Source organism: Sedimenticola sp. (assembly GCF_050289425.1).
In the GTDB taxonomy this organism is placed as follows: Bacteria; Pseudomonadota; Gammaproteobacteria; order Chromatiales; family Chromatiaceae; genus Sedimenticola.
This window is the reverse complement of the sequence record NZ_JBNKFS010000008.1, coordinates 117,427-136,451: the sequence shown is the minus strand read 5'-3', so window position 1 is coordinate 136,451 and position 19,025 is coordinate 117,427. Positions and strand designations below refer to the sequence as shown.

The 19,025-nt window shown below is 53.7% G+C and carries 19 protein-coding genes; 5 read left to right on the top strand and 14 right to left on the bottom strand.

Features of this window, described 5'->3' with window-relative positions; genetic code table 11:
• Positions 1-5 precede the first annotated feature (5 nt).
• The 5 genes from ACQY5R_RS07810 to ACQY5R_RS07790 form a co-directional block, all read right to left on the bottom strand.
• Complete coding sequence (locus ACQY5R_RS07810; protein WP_428606620.1) at positions 6-647, bottom strand: class I SAM-dependent methyltransferase; 642 nt, start codon at positions 645-647, stop codon at positions 6-8.
• A gap of 72 nt (positions 648-719) precedes the next feature.
• Positions 720-1,001 (bottom strand): putative quinol monooxygenase, encoded by a 282-nt coding sequence (locus ACQY5R_RS07805; RefSeq protein ID WP_428606618.1) that lies wholly within the window; start codon positions 999-1,001, stop codon positions 720-722.
• A gap of 93 nt (positions 1,002-1,094) precedes the next feature.
• Positions 1,095-1,499: a GFA family protein gene (locus ACQY5R_RS07800; protein ID WP_428606616.1), complete on the bottom strand. Its 405-nt coding sequence runs from the start codon at positions 1,497-1,499 to the stop codon at positions 1,095-1,097.
• A gap of 108 nt (positions 1,500-1,607) precedes the next feature.
• Positions 1,608-1,955: an HIT family protein gene (locus tag ACQY5R_RS07795; RefSeq protein ID WP_428606613.1), complete on the bottom strand. Its 348-nt coding sequence runs from the start codon at positions 1,953-1,955 to the stop codon at positions 1,608-1,610.
• A 261-nt stretch (positions 1,956-2,216) separates the two neighbouring features.
• On the bottom strand, positions 2,217-2,882 hold the full coding sequence (locus ACQY5R_RS07790; RefSeq protein WP_428606610.1) for a hypothetical protein: 666 nt from the start codon (positions 2,880-2,882) through the stop codon (positions 2,217-2,219).
• A gap of 106 nt (positions 2,883-2,988) precedes the next feature.
• On the opposite strand from ACQY5R_RS07790, the gene ACQY5R_RS07785 reads away from it, so the two are divergent.
• On the top strand, positions 2,989-3,519 hold the full coding sequence (locus tag ACQY5R_RS07785) for an IS110 family transposase (RefSeq protein ID WP_428606608.1): 531 nt from the start codon (positions 2,989-2,991) through the stop codon (positions 3,517-3,519).
• A gap of 28 nt (positions 3,520-3,547) precedes the next feature.
• Here the strand turns inward: ACQY5R_RS07785 and ACQY5R_RS07780 are convergent, their stop codons facing one another.
• The 5 genes from ACQY5R_RS07780 to ACQY5R_RS07760 form a co-directional block, all read right to left on the bottom strand.
• Positions 3,548-4,648: a HigA family addiction module antitoxin gene (locus tag ACQY5R_RS07780; protein WP_428606606.1), complete on the bottom strand. Its 1,101-nt coding sequence runs from the start codon at positions 4,646-4,648 to the stop codon at positions 3,548-3,550.
• Positions 4,641-4,985, bottom strand: coding sequence for a killer suppression protein (locus ACQY5R_RS07775; protein WP_428606603.1), 345 nt, complete (start codon positions 4,983-4,985; stop codon positions 4,641-4,643). The genes ACQY5R_RS07780 and ACQY5R_RS07775 overlap by 8 nt, the downstream gene beginning before the upstream one ends.
• Positions 4,986-5,538: 553 nt before the next feature.
• Positions 5,539-7,365, bottom strand: a complete 1,827-nt coding sequence (gene glmS, locus ACQY5R_RS07770) for a glutamine--fructose-6-phosphate transaminase (isomerizing) (RefSeq protein ID WP_428606600.1) — start codon at positions 7,363-7,365, stop codon at positions 5,539-5,541.
• 339 nt (positions 7,366-7,704) lie between these two features.
• Positions 7,705-9,069, bottom strand: coding sequence for a bifunctional UDP-N-acetylglucosamine diphosphorylase/glucosamine-1-phosphate N-acetyltransferase GlmU (glmU, locus tag ACQY5R_RS07765; protein ID WP_428606598.1), 1,365 nt, complete (start codon positions 9,067-9,069; stop codon positions 7,705-7,707).
• A gap of 77 nt (positions 9,070-9,146) precedes the next feature.
• On the bottom strand, positions 9,147-9,626 hold the full coding sequence (locus tag ACQY5R_RS07760) for an FKBP-type peptidyl-prolyl cis-trans isomerase (RefSeq protein WP_428606595.1): 480 nt from the start codon (positions 9,624-9,626) through the stop codon (positions 9,147-9,149).
• 387 nt (positions 9,627-10,013) lie between these two features.
• Between ACQY5R_RS07760 and ACQY5R_RS07755 the strand changes: the two genes are divergently transcribed.
• The 4 genes from ACQY5R_RS07755 to ACQY5R_RS07740 all read left to right on the top strand — a co-directional run bounded on the left by ACQY5R_RS07755 (position 10,014) and on the right by ACQY5R_RS07740 (position 13,649).
• Positions 10,014-11,015: a TRAP transporter substrate-binding protein gene (locus ACQY5R_RS07755; protein WP_428606592.1), complete on the top strand. Its 1,002-nt coding sequence runs from the start codon at positions 10,014-10,016 to the stop codon at positions 11,013-11,015.
• Positions 11,016-11,141: 126 nt separating this feature from the next.
• Entirely contained in the window at positions 11,142-11,738 is a 597-nt protein-coding gene (locus tag ACQY5R_RS07750; protein ID WP_428606589.1) for a TRAP transporter small permease, read from the top strand.
• A gap of 2 nt (positions 11,739-11,740) precedes the next feature.
• On the top strand, positions 11,741-13,099 hold the full coding sequence (locus ACQY5R_RS07745) for a TRAP transporter large permease (protein WP_428606587.1): 1,359 nt from the start codon (positions 11,741-11,743) through the stop codon (positions 13,097-13,099).
• A 67-nt stretch (positions 13,100-13,166) separates the two neighbouring features.
• Positions 13,167-13,649, top strand: coding sequence for a universal stress protein (locus tag ACQY5R_RS07740; protein ID WP_428606585.1), 483 nt, complete (start codon positions 13,167-13,169; stop codon positions 13,647-13,649).
• 93 nt (positions 13,650-13,742) lie between these two features.
• On the opposite strand, the gene ACQY5R_RS07735 is transcribed toward ACQY5R_RS07740, so the two are convergent.
• The 4 genes from ACQY5R_RS07735 to atpD form a co-directional block, all read right to left on the bottom strand.
• Positions 13,743-15,113, bottom strand: coding sequence for a sigma-54-dependent transcriptional regulator (locus ACQY5R_RS07735; protein ID WP_428606583.1), 1,371 nt, complete (start codon positions 15,111-15,113; stop codon positions 13,743-13,745).
• Positions 15,114-15,196: 83 nt separating this feature from the next.
• The gene (locus ACQY5R_RS07730) at positions 15,197-17,038 is read right to left on the bottom strand and encodes a sensor histidine kinase (protein WP_428606580.1); all 1,842 of its coding nucleotides are present in this window, start codon (positions 17,036-17,038) and stop codon (positions 15,197-15,199) included.
• A gap of 142 nt (positions 17,039-17,180) precedes the next feature.
• On the bottom strand, positions 17,181-17,606 hold the full coding sequence (locus ACQY5R_RS07725; RefSeq protein ID WP_428606577.1) for a F0F1 ATP synthase subunit epsilon: 426 nt from the start codon (positions 17,604-17,606) through the stop codon (positions 17,181-17,183).
• Between the two features lie 19 nt (positions 17,607-17,625).
• On the bottom strand, positions 17,626-19,002 hold the full coding sequence (atpD, locus tag ACQY5R_RS07720) for a F0F1 ATP synthase subunit beta (RefSeq protein ID WP_428606574.1): 1,377 nt from the start codon (positions 19,000-19,002) through the stop codon (positions 17,626-17,628).
• Between the last annotated feature and the right edge of the window lie 23 nt (positions 19,003-19,025).

The window sequence follows — 19,025 nt, the reverse complement described above, 5'->3', positions numbered from 1 at the left end:
GTGGATTAGTCGCCATTCGGTTTTTCGAAATGCATGACGTACGCCAAACGGTGTCCAAAGAATGCCCGCTCGCGGAAGCCCGTTGAGACTGCGAGCCCGGTAACGGTTTTACGGGACTGGAAGTGTGGATCGAAGATAACTTCCACAACCGCAAGAATGCCTCCGGGCTTAAGGGCATAGAACAATTCCGCAAAAGCCGCGGCACGATCGGGAATTTCCCCGAGGACGGTAACAAGCACCGCACGATCAAAGTGATTGGCGGGAAGGTTGCTGTCACCCAGGGCAGCGGCAATAAACTCTACATTTGTGCAACTGGCTGCCTCCGTCTTGGTCTTGGCTCGGGCAAGCATCCCCGGTTGGAGATCAAGCGCAACCACGTGACCGGTCGGCGCTACGCTTCGGGCTAAAGGGACTGTCAGGCGTCCCGGCCCACAACCGGCATCTAAGACCGCCATACCATCGCGGAGTGCGAGCGTTTCGACAATGAACGCAGCACGGTTTGTCTTCGTGAAAGGGTTATCCAGCTCTACAAGCCAGCGCAACCAAACCGGGCAGGGAAGACTTTGACGACGGGAAGCAAGGCGCCATAGGGTTGCCACAAAAATAATTGCAACGATGACTAAAAGAGCAATGATTGACGCAGTCATGGGATTAAGGTTGATGACGGTTATCGCCTCAGATAGCGCTGCAGCATTGCAGCATCCGAATACACTGAGCTGTTAAGCGTGATAGAAACCACCTTTGGGCGGAGCTCCAATAAGGGGCATCGCGGCGGCCATTTTTTCTTTAGGATAATTTTCCAATGACTCTTTGTGAGCATTCTCTGAATCCCATTTTTCAATCACCACAAACAAGCTTTCATTATCGCTACTTTGTAGTACCTCACAAGACTCACACCCGGTTGAGGATGAAATGTACGACATGAGTGACTTGAGGAAACTGAATAACGCCTCAGTCTTTCCTTCCGTTGCTTGAAACTCGTTAATTCGGGTTATACTCATTTCCGACTCTATTGTTTGTGATACTTATCGCCGCCAAAGAGGCGTGAGCTTGCGAACCTCAAGAGAATTGTGGGAAATATATTTATCGCTTTGCTACGTGTCTTCTGGTGCATGCTCCTGATACTGCGTGACACCTTCAGGCATTACTTCCCAGCTTGCTTTCGATCCCACAAATATGTGCCTGCCAATTTCTATCCGAGGGTCTTCATTCAAGCAGCCTAAAGTTACACCATGAATTTCGTCGTTGTATAAACCACAGAGCGTCGAACCGCATTGAGAACAAAATTGCAATCCAAAACCGTGCTGGCTAGAAAATGTTGTTAGAAGTTCTTCCCCGCGCACCCACTTAAACTCAGAAGGATCGACCAATGCATAGGCCGAGGCTTGTGAGCTAAATGCTTTCCGGCAACGTGAACAATGACATGACCGTGCATCGCGCAAGCTGCCTTCTATTTTGTACTTCACTTCGCCACAAAAACACTCGCCTGTAAGGCTCATAATTTTCACCAATATGCTTATCGTCGCCAACAGGCGACCATTTGGAGTGGAGTCAAAGGCAGAACGGAAAATGGGACGCTCTGCTTGGCTTTGGTATGTATTTTCACATTATTGCCTCGCTGGTGGTGGCGCAATATCACCTGCACGCCTTGGTATTAGATGAAAATGCACATGTTTTACTTTTTGGCCAGCTACTACTCCAGAATTTGATCCAAAATTAAATCCCTTTACAGTATCATCTTTCTCTATGATTTTATCTCGACATATCTTGGCTAATTCAAAAATACTTATTAATTCAAACTGAGGCAGATCAAAGACCGTTTCATAATGTTTTTTGCTTAAAATTAACGTATGTAATTCAGTTACCGGACACTTGTCTCGTATGGCATAGCTAAGAACGTTTTCTCCAACAAGTTCAAATTTCTCGTGGCAACAAAATAGGCATTTTCCCTGCATCAATGGCCTCGAATCTATGAAGCTGATTTTTTACACATAACGAGTCTGCAGCAAAACTCCAGCGGCCCGTTTAATAATATTGTGATGCGCTCCTGCGTGAACAAAACGAAAATAATCATCGTGGATAGCTATCAATTTCACGTAGAGACGCATTTTTTAGTCCGTTTTTTAAGCCAATAACAGTGATGCTGTAAACTGGAGTTTTGCTGCAGCCTGAACGTCGCGGAGGCCTGTCCGACTCTACCGCTTTTGTTAGGGCATTTACCACTTCGATACATTTGAAGAGACCCCTTCTACGAAATTAGTGAATACCCCTGCTAGTGATACGCGACCAGCCACCTCTTTTTTGTATATATCAATTTTCCCCTCGTCAAATGACGCTCCAACATAGAGTGCCCCTTTTTGAGAGAATGACATACCTATAGCAATAGTCATGTTCGTGACATGGCTGTATTTGTGATAAAACTCTTGTGAATTCTTTAGAACTTCAAGAGCATCGCCATGTAGTGATAAAGCCTTTGCGTGTCGAATCACGTCCCGAACAGCCACCGTTGTCGAATATTTGTCGTCCCTATACCTATCCAATACATTGAGTGTTTTACCAGAACATAACAATGCCAACGCTATAGATTCACAGACCTGACGCATAAGATTACCTGAAGCCACTGTATGACCAGAAAGAAATACGCTTAGAGAGGCGATATTGAGTGAAATCGCTGAATACACGACAGCTGATACCATAGCGCGTCGCTCATCTCCATTTATTTCATTATCAAACTCTTTCCACTTGATGTACGCTTGCGCCATTGAATTTGAGAATGATTCGATTTCTTTCCCAAACATCTCAAGATACTCGGAACGCACATCCGAGTTATCGGAAGTGATTTCCTTTAGAATTACTTCTTGGGCTTTCTCTATGCTTTCCATTTACATTGCCCTAACAAATGGAATGGACCCTGCCCGCTTCAAAGTGAAGTGCTATTTCTCCACTATTGGAGGGGCATATTCTCGATAACTGACTGGAGGGTCCACTATGAAAATTCAGACTGTCGGAATCGATCTCGCCAAGGATGTATTTCAGATACATGCTGTCGACAAGCATGGCCATACCGTCCTCCAAAAGCGACTGAGCCGTAAAAAATTGATGCCTTTTTGTGCAACTCTTCCAAGCTGCACCATTGGTATTGAAGCCTGTAGTAGCTCCAGCTATTGGGCGCGTCAACTTCAATCCCTCGGCCATGAAGTCCGCCAAATAAGTCCACAGTATTTAAAGCCTTATGTAAAAACAAATAAAAATGATCAAAATGATGCCGAAGCCATCTGCGAAGCAGTTACCCGCCCCAACATGCGCTTTGTGTCCACAAAAACAATTGAACAACAGGATATACAGGCCATCCATCGTATCAGGGGGCGGCTTGTGAGAGTTCGGACCGCTCTCATCAACCAAACCCGTGGCTTGCTGCGGGAGTATGGAGTCTTCCTCCCCTTGAGCCGTGCCGCTTTCAAAGCACGCATAGGCGATGTCCTTGAGAGTGCCGGGATCAATGGAGTCAGTATCGATTGATTCCCAAGCCGCACCCTACCAATCTTACTCAATCTTTTCTCCACTGGTAACGTACCTTCAGGTCATTGCAGTGTGACATTGGCAACAACCCCTGATGCTGCAATTGACCGACCACGATTCCGGGTGCAATCCCCACCGCTTTGGCGAAATGTTGAATACTGGCCTTGCTGAAGTCCCCCTGGCAGACAAATGCGGTGAAGTCCTTTTTTGGAATCAGCTCATGCGCCGCAAAGGTGTTGGCCTGCTCCTCCTTTTCAGCATCCATGCCGTTGTTGCCCTCGATAAAGAGCTCCTTTTTTCCATGCAGGAGAATATGGCCGGCTTCATGAAAAAAGGTGAACCAGAGATGGTCATTGGTTTTGTAGCGCAGGCTTAGTTGAATGATCGCCTTATCCGGATTGAGCCAACGGGTGGCCCCGCTAACCCCGGTCTTGGGCAGGGCAGGTGTCAGCACCACGGCCACGCCCGCCTGCGCGGCCAAGCGTTGGAGCTCTGGTACAAAATCCGTTGGATCGATCACCGCCGTCAGTTTTCTGATCTCATCCAATACCTCCCGGAATTTGGACTTCCTGAACGGGGCACAAGCGAGGGAGACGGCTTCTATCTCGCCTTGTCTCAGCCAGGCCGAAACCGCTTCCGGGAATACTTCCTGTTTATTGTGTTGGCGATAAGCTACCGCGACCTTAGGCCAGAGTTCGTCCCACTGCTCCACACTGGCAATGCCGAAGAATCGCAATAACGCATCAAGCTGCTGCTTTTTATCCCTGTGCTTCTCCAGCCAACCAAGTTTAGTCATTGCGGCAATGGGAATACGCTTTAGCCAATCCAGATCCTTCTCCAGCAGTTTCGCTTCGGCTAGCCGGGCGCGGGTCTCCTGGTAGTTGGCTTCCAGATTTAACCAGTATTCCGCCGGCATGCCCAAGGCACGCTCCAGTTTGATGGCGGTTTCAGGGGTGATACTGACCGTACCCTTACCTTTAAATATGGTATTCAGATGCTTTTCTGTCAGACCGGTACGCTTGGCCAGCTCGGATTTGCTCATGTGGCGCATTTCGAGTTCGTACTCAAGCACCTCGCCGGGGGTGACCGTGTAATCCGGTGTGTACTGGTTGATTGCTTGATTATCCATGGGTGTTCTCTACGCCGGTGATTTCAATGGCGGTTACTTTAAACCAATCCAGGCCCCCTTCCAGGCGCTGTGGTGGTGGGTCTATATTTGGCTTGATGATTAGGCGGTACGGACCATCCAGGTCCAAACTCAACATGCCTTGTCGGTTTCCAGTCAACGCATGGCACCTATGCGGCGGACTGTAGGGCGGAGCGAACACTCCCAGATTGGGTGCCGCTCGTAGAGAAGTCATAACCAATCGAATGCGCTTTGATCGCTCCGCACCAAAGGTCTTCTGCATGACCCGGGCTTCGTTGAACTGCTTACTCAGCGTCTTGCTGGTGAACACTATTTCCATATAAATTATTCACCTGATAGGTTAATACAATTTGTATTAAATTACCATGGTGTCGGCCGTTATACCGCTACGATGGGGAATGGAGCGACATTATGTGCATGAACACTATCCGATGCCCTTGCATTTAGTCGTTTATTGACTGGAAATAATGTACCACAATTCGAAGACAGCACTATGCGGAGAATTCGATGAATCATCAAACCATAAACCCACAAAATGCAAAGTAGCGGTTGGGTTCCCCGGCTGTTGCTATAAAGCAACGCTACCAACCCAACTCTGATAGTTATAGCTGAATCCCGTTAGCTCAGATGATAGCGATAGGCAAGACAGTCAGTTTTCATACTTCTGGCACCAGAAGTATGAGTCACAGGGATGGATGCCATGGATGACGTAATGAGAGGACCAAAAACAAGAGGTTGAGTTTACTTACACCCCCTCACCCAAACCCTCTCCCTGAGGGAGAGGGAATAAAGTACAACACTTTAAGATTGTGGCCGGGTTATTAGAAAAACGGGCGCTACGCCGTGCCGTCGTATAGCGCAATCTCCTGAATCTACTCCACCGTCACCGACTTGGCCAGGTTACGCGGCTGATCCACATCGGTGCCCTTAAGCAAGGCGACGTGGTAAGAGAGCAGTTGCAGCGGCACGGTGTAGACGATGGGCGCGGTGGTGGGGCAGATGTCGTCCAGGGTCAGACTCTGGTAGTTGTCCAGCTCGATCTTGACCCGTTTGTCACTGAACAGGAACAGTTCACCGCCACGGGCACGCACCTCCTGCAGGTTGGAGAGCACTTTCTCCAGTAGTGGGTCGTCGGGCAGGGCACAGATTACCGGCATCTCGGCATCCACCAACGCCAGCGGGCCATGCTTCAGTTCACCGGCCGGGTACGCCTCGGCGTGTATGTAGGAGATCTCTTTCAGTTTCAGCGCCCCCTCCATGGCGATGGGGTAGAACGGACCGCGCCCCAGGAACAGGGCGTTGCTGCGCTCGGCAAAGCCGGCGGCCATCTCCTCGATGGCATCGTTGAGTTGCAGCACCACTTCCATCTGCCGGGGCAAGGCGTGCAGCTCTTCCACCCATTCGGTGAGCTGTGCTTCATCAATCCCCATGCGACGGGCCAGCGCCAACACCAGCAGACGCAACGCCACCAGTTGGGTGGTAAACGCCTTGGTGGAGGCGACACCGATCTCAGGACCGGCGCGGGTCATGAGCGCCACGTCGGATTCCCGCACCAGGGAACTCTCCGGCACGTTGCAGATCACCAGGCTGCCGAGATAGCCCTGTTCCCGGCTACCGCGCAACGCGGCCAGGGTGTCGGCGGTCTCGCCCGACTGGGAGATGGTGACGAACAGGGTATCCGGTGAGACGACCGAGTGACGGTAGCGGTACTCGCTGGCCACCTCCACGTTACAGGGGATGCCGATCTCTTCAAACCAGTAACGCGCCACCATACCGGCATGGTAAGAGGTACCACAGGCGATGATCTGTATCCGTTTGGTTTTATCCAACAGCGCCTTGGTTTCGTAGCCGAAGCTCTCTTCCAGCAGACGGCCCTTGTGGATACGCCCTTCCAGGGTTTCAGCCACCACCGTCGGCTGCTCGAAGATCTCTTTCAGCATGTAGTGACGATAGGGGCCTTTGTCCGATGCGGTCGGATTCAGCTTGGAGTTGACCACCGGACGCTCGACCGGATTGCCTTCACTGTCGAACACCTGCACCCCTTCGCGGCGCACGTCGGCCATGTCACCCTCTTCCAGGAAGATGAAGCGTTGGGTCTCGGTGAGTAGCGCGAACACATCGGAGGCGACAAAGTTTTCGCCCTCTCCCAGTCCCACTACCAACGGCGAGCCGGCCCGTGCTACCACAATCCGATCCGGATCATCGGGACTGGCGACCGCCAGGGAGTAAGCACCCACTAAGCGGGTAACGACGGATTTGAACGCGTCGCACAGATCGTTCCCGGCTTTTAAGGCGTCGGCCAACAGGTGGGCGATCACCTCTGTGTCGGTCTCGGACGAGAACTGGTAGCCCTTGGCTTTCAACTCTTCACGCAGTTCGGCATGGTTTTCGATGATGCCGTTATGCACCACCGCCACCTGCTCGCCGCTCATGTGGGGATGGGCGTTGCGCTCGGCCGGCATGCCGTGGGTGGCCCAGCGGGTATGGGCGATGCCCAACTCACCTTCGATGGGATGTTCATCCATACGCTGCTGCAGCGAGGCGACCTTGCCCACCGAGCGGATACGTTGGATGTGTCCGGCGCTGTCACGGATGGCGATACCGGCGGAGTCGTAACCGCGATACTCCAGCCGACGCAGGCCTTCGATCAGGATGGGAGTGATATTTCGCCGGGCCACGGCACCCACAATGCCACACATATTCGGTTTTCCTTTTCTTTCTGGTGAGGAGGTTGTGTCAGCTCACCGCCTGTTCATGAATCCGTGCAGAAAGAGGTTCTTTATGGCTATCGCCATGAGCTGTATATCCCCTCATCCTGGCCTTCTCCCTGGGGGAGAAGGGACGCTTCGATCACCCTTAACACATAGGATAGGACTGCCTATGCTGTCATCCAGTGGGTGGCATCAGCGTGGGCACAAACAACGTGCCCACCCTACCTGGTATTAATCCCCTCATCCTGGCCTTCTCCCTGCGGGACCTCGGTGCCGCTTGACGGTAGAAGGGACTCTTCGATCAAGGTTTAGTGTCCGATCCGGTGATCAGTCGCTCTGTTTTTCCGGGCGCTTCCAACCGGCGAGACTAACCTGCTTGGAGCGGCTCAAAGTCAGGGTGTCCGCCGGGGTATCCCGGGTAATGGTGGAGCCTGCACCGATGGTGGAGCCGGCACCCACTTCAACCGGCGCCACCAGCTGAGTATCGGAGCCGATGAAGGCGTTGTCACCGATCACGGTGCGGAATTTGTTCACCCCGTCGTAGTTGCAGGTGATGGTACCGGCGCCGATGTTGACCGATTTGCCGATGGTGGTGTCGCCAATATAGCTGAGGTGGTTGATCTTGCTGCCTTCAGCCACGTCACTCTTTTTGATTTCGACAAAGTTACCCACATGGACCCGTTCCGCCAGGGTGGTGGCGGGACGTAGGCGGGCGAAGGGGCCGATGATGGAGTCCGCCCCGATTGCCGCGTCTTCGATGACGCAGTTCTCCTTGATCCAGACACCGTCGGCGATCCGGCTGTTGCGGATCACCGTGTTGGCGCCGACCCGCACGCCGTTGCCGAGGGTGACGTCTCCCTCGATCAGTACATTCACATCCAGCTCCACATCCTGTCCACTCTGCAACCTTCCGCGCAGATCGAAACGGGCCGGATCGCGCAGGGTGACGCCGTCACGCATCAGTTGCTCGGCCTGTACCTGTTGATGACGCCGTTCCAGCACCGCCAACTGCACCCGGTCATTCACGCCTTCCACTTCGAAGGTATCGGCCGGGTGTGCCGTCATCACTTCGACCCCTTCATCCACCGCCATGGCGACGATATCGGTCAGGTAGAATTCACCCTGGGCATTGTTGCTCTCCAAGCGGCTGAGCCAACCCGCCAGCTTTGCGCGGTCGGCAATCAGAATGCCTGTATTGATTTCCTGGATGCGCTGCTCGATTTCCGAGGCATCCTTCTGCTCCACGATTCGGGTGACATGACCCTCGACCCGTACGATGCGGCCATAGCCGCTGGGGTCATCAAGTGTGACGGTGAGCAGCGCCAGCTCGGTCCCTTCCGCCTGATGAATCAAACTGCGAAGGGTCGCCTGGGTAGTGAGGGGGACGTCGCCGTAAAGCACCAATACCCGGTCCATTTCGGCCATGGCGAACATCGCTTGCTCGACGGCATGACCGGTGCCCAACTGTTCCGCCTGCTCGGCCCAGATCAGCTCCGGATCGGCGATAGCCTGTTGGACACGATCCCCGCCATGACCGTAAACCACGGCGACCTTATCGGCCCCCAGCGCCTTGGCGGTATCGATGACGTGTGCCACGAGCGGCCGACCGGCTAGGGTGTGCAACACCTTGGGCAGCGTGGATTTCATCCTTGTACCTTGTCCTGCTGCAAGGATCACAACACCTAGCTTCATCTTTTTCCCTCGTAAGATAGTCCCGGTACGCGGCCGGTCGGTTGCCAGTTAATGCTGTACTGATTAAATCAGGCAGCTTAGTTTATCGAACAACTGCCCCCGGCAGGGGACATGTCTTCCACTGTAGCGTCACGCACTTCGACAATCTTTACCATGACTTTCAAAGTCTTGCCGGCCAGTGGGTGATTACCGTCCACGGTCAGTTTATCGCCTTCGATCTTACTGACGTAGAAATTGCGGGTCTCGCCGTCCTGGTTCTGCATCTGCACCTCGGCGCCGAGCTGGCGGAACTGGGGCGGCACATTGTCGATATCGTCGGTAAAGGTCAGCTCCGGGTCATGCTCGCCAAAGCCGTCTTCCGGCGGAACAATCATCTCCACCTCGTCGCCCACGCTCTTTCCAGCAATCACTTTATCCATGCTGCCGATCAGTTCGGTTTCACCGCCATGGACATAGCTGACCGGGATATCGTTCTGCTCCAACACATTCCCGTCCATATCGGTGATGTGGTAAGTGAGAGAGACAAATTTTCCGGGTTTGATGACTTCGCTGGACATAACATACTGCTCCGCTTAAATGAATAGAGCCTCCCGCGGGGAGGCACGTGAGTATATCATCCGAAGCGCACCCCTGACTAAATCCCGGTCGTAGTTTGCGCCTTGGCGGACTGCACACCGACAGCCCAGTCGTTTAGCGCTGATCCCAGGGTGCTTTTCGGCGGATAGCCGGCCATCATCCCACCCCAAATGGGTGGATTTCCACCCATTCCAATTTAGGGCATATTGCCGGCCAGGCTCCGCATAACCATAAAGATCAATGGGTTATCAGTCCTGGCCGGTACTTCGGCGTATTTGGCACCCCCTTTGCTAATCTTACGGGACCAGTCCGGCAATCACCTGTGCCCGACAGGGACTATTAAAGACATCCTAACCAGGAGGAATCCAATGCACAAAGCTCTGATCGGCCTCGCCGTAACCGCAGCACTTACCATTTCATCTTCCGCTGCCTTCGCTAACTGCGATCCCGGCGAAATCGTTATAAAGTTCAGCCATGTGACCAATACCGACAAACATCCCAAGGGTATCGCTGCTGCGCTTTTAGAGAGCCGCGTCAACTCCGAGATGAACGGTAAGGCTTGCATGCAGGTGTTCCCCAACTCCACCTTGTATGATGACAACAAGGTACTGGAAGCCATGCTGAATGGTGACGTGCAACTGGCCGCACCGTCACTCTCCAAGTTTGAGAAGTTCACCAAGAAGTTCCGCATCTTCGATCTGCCGTTCCTGTTTGAAGATGTGAACGCTGTTGACCGGTTCCAGAACTCTCCCGCCGGTGAGAAGCTGAAAGGCTCCATGAAAAAACGCGGCCTGCTCGGCCTCACCTACTGGCACAACGGCATGAAGCAGTTATCGGCCAACCGCCCACTGATTCACCCGGACGATGCCAAGGGTCTGAAGTTCCGCGTTCAGGCGTCGGATGTGCTGGTTGCCCAATTCGAGCAGCTCGGCGCCAACCCGCAGAAGATGTCCTTTAAAGAGGTATACGGCGGACTGCAGACCAAGGTTATCGATGGACAGGAGAACAGCTGGTCCAATATCTATGGCAAGAAGTTCTTTGAAGTACAGGACGGTGTAACCGCCAGTAACCACGGCATCCTGGATTACCTGGTAGTGACCTCAACGGAGTGGTGGGACAGCCTGCCTGCCGACGTACGCGGCCAGCTTGCACAGATCCTGCAGGAAGTGACTGAGACCCGTAACTCTGAGTCTGCTAAGGTTAATCAACAGAGCATGCAGCGTGTCGTCGATGCCGGTGGTGTCGTACGCACCCTGACCCCGGAACAGCGCCAGGAGTGGGTGGACGCCATGAAACCTGTCTGGCAGAAGTTTGAGGGTGATATCGGTGCCGACCTGATCGAAGCGGCCCAAGCTTCCAACAAGAAGTAAGTCTCTACTCGGTAGAAATCAGGCGGCCGCTCTATGCGGTCGCCTGTCTTTGACCCAAAGCCAGTTTTAAGTGCCTTCGAGGAGGCTGTGATGGACCCCTTACCCACATCCCGGTTCGCAAGAGCCATGGATCAGATTGAGGAGACGGCGATCGCTGTCTGTCTCGGTCTCATGACCCTAATCACCTTTGCCAATGTCATTGCCCGCTACCTGTTCAACAACAATATCCTCTGGGCATTGGAGGCCACCGTTTTTCTATTCGCCTGGCTGGTATTGATGGGCTGTTCCTATGGCGTAAAAAAGCAGTTCCATATTGGTGTGGATGTGGTGATCAACATGGTTTCGCCCAAGGCACGCCGGGTGATGGCCCTGCTCTCCGTCTTCGCCTGTCTGGCATTTGCCATTCTGTTGCTGGTGGGATCCTGGGATTACTGGTATGCGTTTGCCAGCAAACGCGCCTTCCTCGAAACCAACGATGTGCCCATGCCTGACTTCCTGCAGTTTTTCGCTACCTGGCTGAACGATGGGGAAAAATACGAAAAGCTGCCCCGCTTCATCCCCTACGCCGCTCTGCCACTGGGCATGGGCCTGTTGACCTTACGCTTTCTTGAAGTGGGTTGGAAGGTGATCAAGGGTAAGCAAGATACCATTATCGCCAGCCACGAGGCCGAAGCGGCCATCAGTGAGAAACCCCATCACCACGACCACGCGGGAGAGAATTGATCATGGATATTCTGTTTCTCTTCGGCATGGTAGTAGGCTTGATGCTGATCGGCGTGCCGATCGCTATTTCGTTAGGCCTCTCCAGTATCATTTTCCTATTCATCCACTCCGACGCATCGCTGGCGTCGGTGGCGCAAACCCTGTTCTCGGCCTTTGAAGGTCACTATACGCTGCTGGCGATCCCCTTCTTTATCCTCGCCTCCAGCTTTATGTCTACCGGCGGTGTAGCAAAACGTATTATCCGCTTCGCCATCTCGGTGGTCGGCTGGTTCCCTGGCGGTTTAGCGATGGCCTCGGTGTTTGCCTGTATGATGTTCGCCGCCCTGTCCGGTTCCTCTCCGGCCACCGTTGTCGCCATCGGCAGTATCGTGATCGCCGGCATGGTCAAAGCCGGCTACACCAAGGAGTTCGCCGCCGGTGTGATCTGTAATGCCGGCACACTGGGCATTCTGATTCCGCCCTCTATCGTGATGGTAGTGTATGCCGCGGCAACCGACGTATCGGTCGGTCGCATGTTCCTGGCAGGCGTTGTTCCCGGCACGCTGGCTGGCGTGATGCTGATGATCGGTATCTATGTCGCCGCCCGGGTCAAGGGCTTGCCCTCGCAACCTTTCGCAGGTTGGGGAGAGGTGCTGGATTCGGCCAAAGATGCCGGCTGGGGTCTGATGCTGATCGTCATTATCCTGGGCGGTATCTATGGCGGCATCTTCACACCGACGGAAGCGGCGGCCGTGGCAGCCATCTACGCCTTCTTCATCGCCAATTTCATCTATAAGGACATGGGCCCACTCACCGATAAAACAAAGGGCAACTTCTTTACCGCCCTGGTCACGGTGTTTTGGCACAAGGATACCAAGCACACCCTGTTCGAAGCCGGCAAGCTGACCATCATGCTGCTGTTTATCATCGCTAACGCATTGATCCTCAAACATGTGCTGACGGAAGAGCGGATTCCGCAAATGATCACCGAGGCGATGCTCTCCGCCGGCTTTGGCCCGATCATGTTCCTCATCGTGGTGAACGTGCTGTTGCTGATCGGCGGCCAGTTTATGGAGCCGTCCGGCCTGTTGATCATTGTCGCGCCATTGGTGTTCCCCATTGCCATGCAACTGGGTATCGACCCGATCCATCTGGGTATCATCATGGTGGTGAATATGGAGATCGGCATGATTACACCGCCAGTAGGCCTTAACCTGTTCGTGACCGCCGGTGTCTCGCACATGTCCATGATGCGGGTAGTTAAGGCGGCCGCACCCTGGCTCGGTATTATGTTCCTGTTCCTGATCATCGTTACCTATGTACCCTGGATCTCTACCTGGCTGCCCACCATGATGATGGGACCGGAGATCATTACCAAGTAGCATCGGAAACAGCGCGCAGGCGGCTTCGGCCCCTGCGCCTTCCCTCACAACCGTTGAGATAGACACCATGAGCATTCCTACTTATAAGACCATTCTTTATGCCACCGACCTGGGCAAAAACATGCGCCCGGTATTCCGTCACGCCATCGGTCTTGCTCAGCAATATCAAGCCAAGATCATCATGCTGCACGTAGCCGAACCGATCGGTAATACCGGTATGGCGGTGCTGGAACTCTATGTTCCAGACATGAGTGAGGATTTTGAGCATGAGGAGTTAAAAGAGATTCTTGCGCGGATGGAAAAGCGCCTTGAGGATTTTTACACCGATGAGCTCGGGGAAGATTCGGATCTGGTGTCGGATGTAACCGTGGTAACGGGTCGTCCTGCCGAAGAGATACAAAAGTATGCGGCGGCTCATAACGCCGACCTGATCGTGGTGGGAACCCATACCACGCCAAGCTTCGGAGCGGCCCTGCTGGGCTCCACCGCACGCAAATTGATCAACATCAGCGATCGTCCGGTGTTGGTGGTCCCGGTAAAAAAGAAATAGTCGAAACCGTTAAGATGAAAATATAAGTGTTGGCAAGGAGGCGACAAAGCGCGGTCTGTTTCGGCAGCCGCGCTTTTTTATTGGCGCCATCCGTTACTTGAAATTGCTTTTATCCAAACCGTACTTCCGCATCTTGTCGTACAGGGTCTTCCTCGGCACACCCAGGGCAGACATGGTCGCCTTGATATTCCCTTTATGACTGATCAACACCTGTTCGATAATGCTCTTCTCAAAACAGTCCACCTGTTCCGGCAGCGTCACGTGATGCTCGCTCTGTTCATCATCGGTGCCGTGCAGCAGCTGTTCCAGATCGTAACCACAACTGGCGCCCAGTAGGGTGTAACGTTCGGCGACGTTTCTCAGTTCTCGAACATTACCGGGCCAGTTGTGGGTCAACAGGGTGCGAATCTGATGACCGGAGGGGAGGGGGGCTTCCATCTGGTAGCGCGCATTGGCTACCAGCAGGAAGTGATGGAACAGCAGTGGAATATCTTCCCGGCGATCGCGCAGCGGCGGTATCTCCAGGGTGACCACATTGAGCCGATAGAGTAGGTCCTGACGGAAGGTTCCCGCTTCGCACGCCTCTTTCAGATCGATCTTGGTGGCGGCCACCACACGCAAATCCAGGGGTATCAGGTTATTCGACCCCAGCCGTTCCACCACCCGTTCCTGCAGTACCCGCAGTAGACGCACCTGCACCGGCATCGGCATGCTTTCGATCTCATCCAGCAACAGGGTACCGCCGTTGGCGTATTCAAATTTGCCGATACGCCGTTCATTGGCACCGGTAAACGCGCCCGGTTCATGGCCGAACAGTTCACTCTCAATCAGGTTTTCCGGCACCGCCCCGCAGTTGATGGCGACAAAGTTTTTATCGCGCCGATTGGAGTGTTCATGAAGCGAGCGTGATATCAACTCCTTGCCGGTACCGGTCTCTCCCAGCACCATAATATCGGCGTTGGTGTTGGCCACCTGGGCGATGGTGGCACGCAGCTTCTGCATCGCCGGTGTCCGGCCGATAATGCGAGGACCGGGCAAATCCTGCGCTTCCAGCTCCCGACGCAGACAGCGATTTTCCAAAGTAAGCGCCCGCTTATCCACCGCCCGACGGACCGTTTCAATCAGCTTTTCGGCCGCAAAGGGTTTCTCAATAAAATCATAAGCGCCATCCTGTATGGCACTCACGGCCATGTTGATATCACCATGACCGGTCACCAGGATCACCGGAATGTCCCGGTCAATCTGTAGCGCCTTTTCAAGAAAAGACAAGCCATCCATACCCGGCATCTTGATGTCGCACACCACCACACCATGCCACTCCAGCGACAGCAGTGGCAACACCTTCTCCGCGCCATTGAAACTCTGTACCGCGAACCCGGCCAGTTCCAGGGTCTGCTGGTTGGCCATGCGGATATGTTTTTCATCATCTATGAAATAGATAATCGGATCGGAATTATTCATCATCGGTTAAATCGACTCGGCCACGTGCCAGGATAACATTTTGCCTGAGGCATTCATTCACCTGCCAGCGCTTGATTGGGTTGCACTTAGTTAAGATCAGCCAGATCTATTTGCAGGGTAAATACGGCACCCCCTTGTTCTCGGTTACCGGCGGTCAATGTCCCATGCATCATCTCCACGATACGATATGAGATTGAGAGCCCGAGCCCCAGGCCCCGCTCTTCCGACTTGGTGGTAAAGAAGGGGTCAAAGATCCGGCCCAGGTTTTCCGGATCGATACCCGGCCCATTATCCAGGATCTCGATAATCGCCTTGCCTTGTTTGGTGCTGACGGCGATCTGAATCCAACGCTCTGCCTGCAATTCCACAGCGTGGACCGCATTGGTGATCAGGTTCACCAACACTTGCTCCAGTTGCACCATATCCGACATGACATAGAGCTCTTCCTGCGGCAGCTTTCTGTGCAGTTCGGTCTCCGTATCCTTCAACTGAGGGCCGACAATCTTGAGTGCATTTTCGATCACGGCCTGCAGCGAAACGCTGACAATCTGACCGGATGTCTTGCGCGAAAACACCTTCAGCTGACTACTGATCTTGGCCATTCTCTCGGTCAGTTCGCCGATCTGTTCCAGGTTCCAACTGGCCTCATCCTGCCGATCACGGGCGAGTAGGGCGCGGGCATTGTCGGCATAGGAGCGAATAGCCGCCAGCGGTTGATTCAATTCATGATTGATGCCGGACGACATCTGTCCCAAGGCCGCCATCTTGGCCGCCTGGATCAATTCATCCTGAGTCTGGCGCAAGGTTTCATCGGTGCGCCGATGCTCTTCAATCTCTCTCAGCAAACGGATATTGGCAGCGGTAAGGTCGGCCGTACGCTCCTTGACTCGCCGTTCCAGCACCTGCTTGGCCCGCCTCTCGAAACGCTCCCGCTCCTTAATCCGCCGACCCCGCTGATAGACGTAGAGAACCAACAGAACGATGGCGATATAGAGAATGGCAGCAAACAGCAGCGATTTCAGGACTTGTGAATTGACCACCCCAAGACTGGCAAAGGTATGTACCTGCCAGCCTGCTTCGGGCATATCCTGCACCAGCATCAAGTGGTCACTCTTGCGCGGGTCTCCCATATTGACCACCTGTGCCTGCTCGGACAGCCGGTCTTTGTTAACCACCGAGAGTGTACCGATGCGGGCGTTCCCATAGCGGCGACTGCTGTGGATGCGGTCAATAACCGACTTATTCAGCGGATATAGACTCTTGTAACGCCACTCGTCGTTGGTGGAGATGAAGATGACACCGTCGGGATCGGTCACCACAAACTCCTCTTTGAAGGCGCTCCAACTCTCTTCAAATCCCAGCAGTTCTATTTTCATGACCACGGCGCCCAGGATCTCCTGCTTGTCCCGCACCGGGTAAGCAAAGTAGTAGCCACGTTTGTTAGAAGTCGAACCAAGGGCAAAATAGCGTCCCAACTTGCCCTTCATGGCTTCCTGAAAATAGGGGCGATAGGCAAAATTGCGGCCTATAAAGGGGCGCTCGGAAAGCCAGTTTGATGCGGCGATAGTCCAACCTTCGGCATTCATCAGATAGGTATCCGAGGCGTTGGCAACTTTATTGATGGTCTCCAGATAACGATTCAGCGCCGTAATGCTTTTTACATCGTTTGGGTGCTGCAGGAAGTTGATCAAGAGAGTGTTGGTAGCGAGCAGTTCCGGCAGAAATTCATACTTCTCCAATTGGCCCTGCAGGTTGGCGACAAACAGCCTTAACTGATGTTGATTCTGCTGCTGAAGATTTTCCAGGGCAATCTGCCTGGACCAGTGCCCGGTCAACCATAGAATCAGAATCAGCGACGAAGTAACCCCCACCAACAACAGCTGGCGATGGGATTTTTTTATGCTGAAATGGGCAAACTTAATATCCATAATCCGCTATGAAGTATAGGCCCTCTGAAATGAATAATCCCGTTGTTGGAGCCTCTTACACCACCTATGGGACTTGGGATAATTTCTCCTTTGCAAAAAAAACCCCGCCGTAAAGGCGGGGGCTTTTCAGTACAGCTTGCGATCAAGACTTCTTGATCTTGCGGAGCTTCTCTATCGCTCTGAGCTGAGCAACCGCTTCGGCCAGTTCAGCCTGTGCCTTGGCGTATTCAAACTCTTCCTTCTGACCTGCCAATGCCTCTTCAGCTTTACGCTTCGCTTCAATGGCGGCAGCTTCATCAAGATCGGCGGCACGGATAGCCGTATCAGCCAGAACCGTCACCACATGGGGCTGTATTTCCAGGATACCGCCGGACACATAGAAATGTGTCATCTCACCCTTGCCGGTGTCTACCCGTACATCGCCCGGCTTCAGGCGCGTGACCAGCGGTGTGTGCCTGGGAGCAATACCCAGTTCACCCATCTCGCCGGGAGCATAAACCATTTCCGCCTGTCCGGAATGGATTTCACCCTCTGCGCTGACGATGTCGACATGTATAGTCATGGCCATTTAGTTTCTCCAGACTTGATTAGTCGCCTGCGCCACGTTCAACCGCTTCTTCGATACCGCCGACCATGTAGAAGGCCTGCTCCGGCAGGTGATCATACTCACCTTCCAGAATCGCCTTGAAGCTGGCGATGGTGTCTTTAACCGAGACGTATTTACCGGGACTACCGGTGAACACCTCAGCGACGAAAAACGGCTGGGACAGGAAACGCTGCATCTTACGTGCACGGGCAACGGTCAGCTTATCCTCTTCGGACAACTCATCCATACCCAGAATCGCAATAATATCCTTCAGCTCTTTATAGCGCTGCAGGGTACCCTGTACGCCACGGGCCACGCTGTAGTGCTCTTCACCCACAATGTGCGGATCAAGAATACGTGAGGTGGAATCCAGCGGATCCACAGCCGGATAGATACCCAGCTCGGCAATCTGACGTGACAATACCAGCGTCGCATCCAAATGCGCGAAGGTGGTAGCGGGGGAGGGGTCGGTCAAATCGTCCGCCGGCACGTACACCGCTTGGAACGAGGTGATCGATCCGGTTTTGGTGGAGGTAATACGCTCCTGCAAGACACCCATCTCGGCCGCCAGAGTAGGCTGGTAACCCACCGCGGAAGGCATACGACCCAGCAGTGCCGATACCTCGGTTCCCGCCAAGGTGTAACGGTAGATGTTATCGACGAACAGCAGTACGTCACGTCCTTCGTCACGGAAGTTTTCCGCGATGGTCAGGCCGGTCAGCGCTACACGCAGACGGTTGCCAGGGGGCTCATTCATCTGACCGTAAACCAGCGCCACTTTATCCAGTACGCCGCCTTCAGCCATTTCGTGGTAGAAGTCGTTACCTTCACGGGTACGCTCACCCACGCCGGCGAATACGGAGAAACCGGAGTGCTCAACCGCGATGTTACGGATCAGTTCCATCAGGGTAACGGTCTTGCCGACGCCGGCGCCCCCGAACAATCCGACTTTACCACCCTTAACGATCGGCATGATCAGATCGATAACCTTAATACCCGTTTCCAGGATTTCGGTTGCTGTGGATTGATCTTCCAGCTTGGGAGCAACACGATGAATCGGCATGAACTCCTCGGTCTTGACCGGACCTGCCTCGTCCACCGGATTACCCAATACGTCCATGATGCGGCCCAGGGTACCCTGACCTACCGGAACGGTAATCGGAGCACCTGTATTGGTTGCTTCTACGCCACGCTTCAGACCATCGGTTGAACCCATGGCAATGGTACGGGCGATGCCGTCTCCCAACTGCTGCTGCACTTCAAGGGTCAGTCCTACTTCTTCGATCTTCAGCGCATCGTAGACCTTCGGCATATGGCCCATGGGGAACTGTACGTCCACCACAGCACCGATGATTTCCACCACTTTACCCGAACTCATCTCTGGTTCCTCTTGTCGCTGTC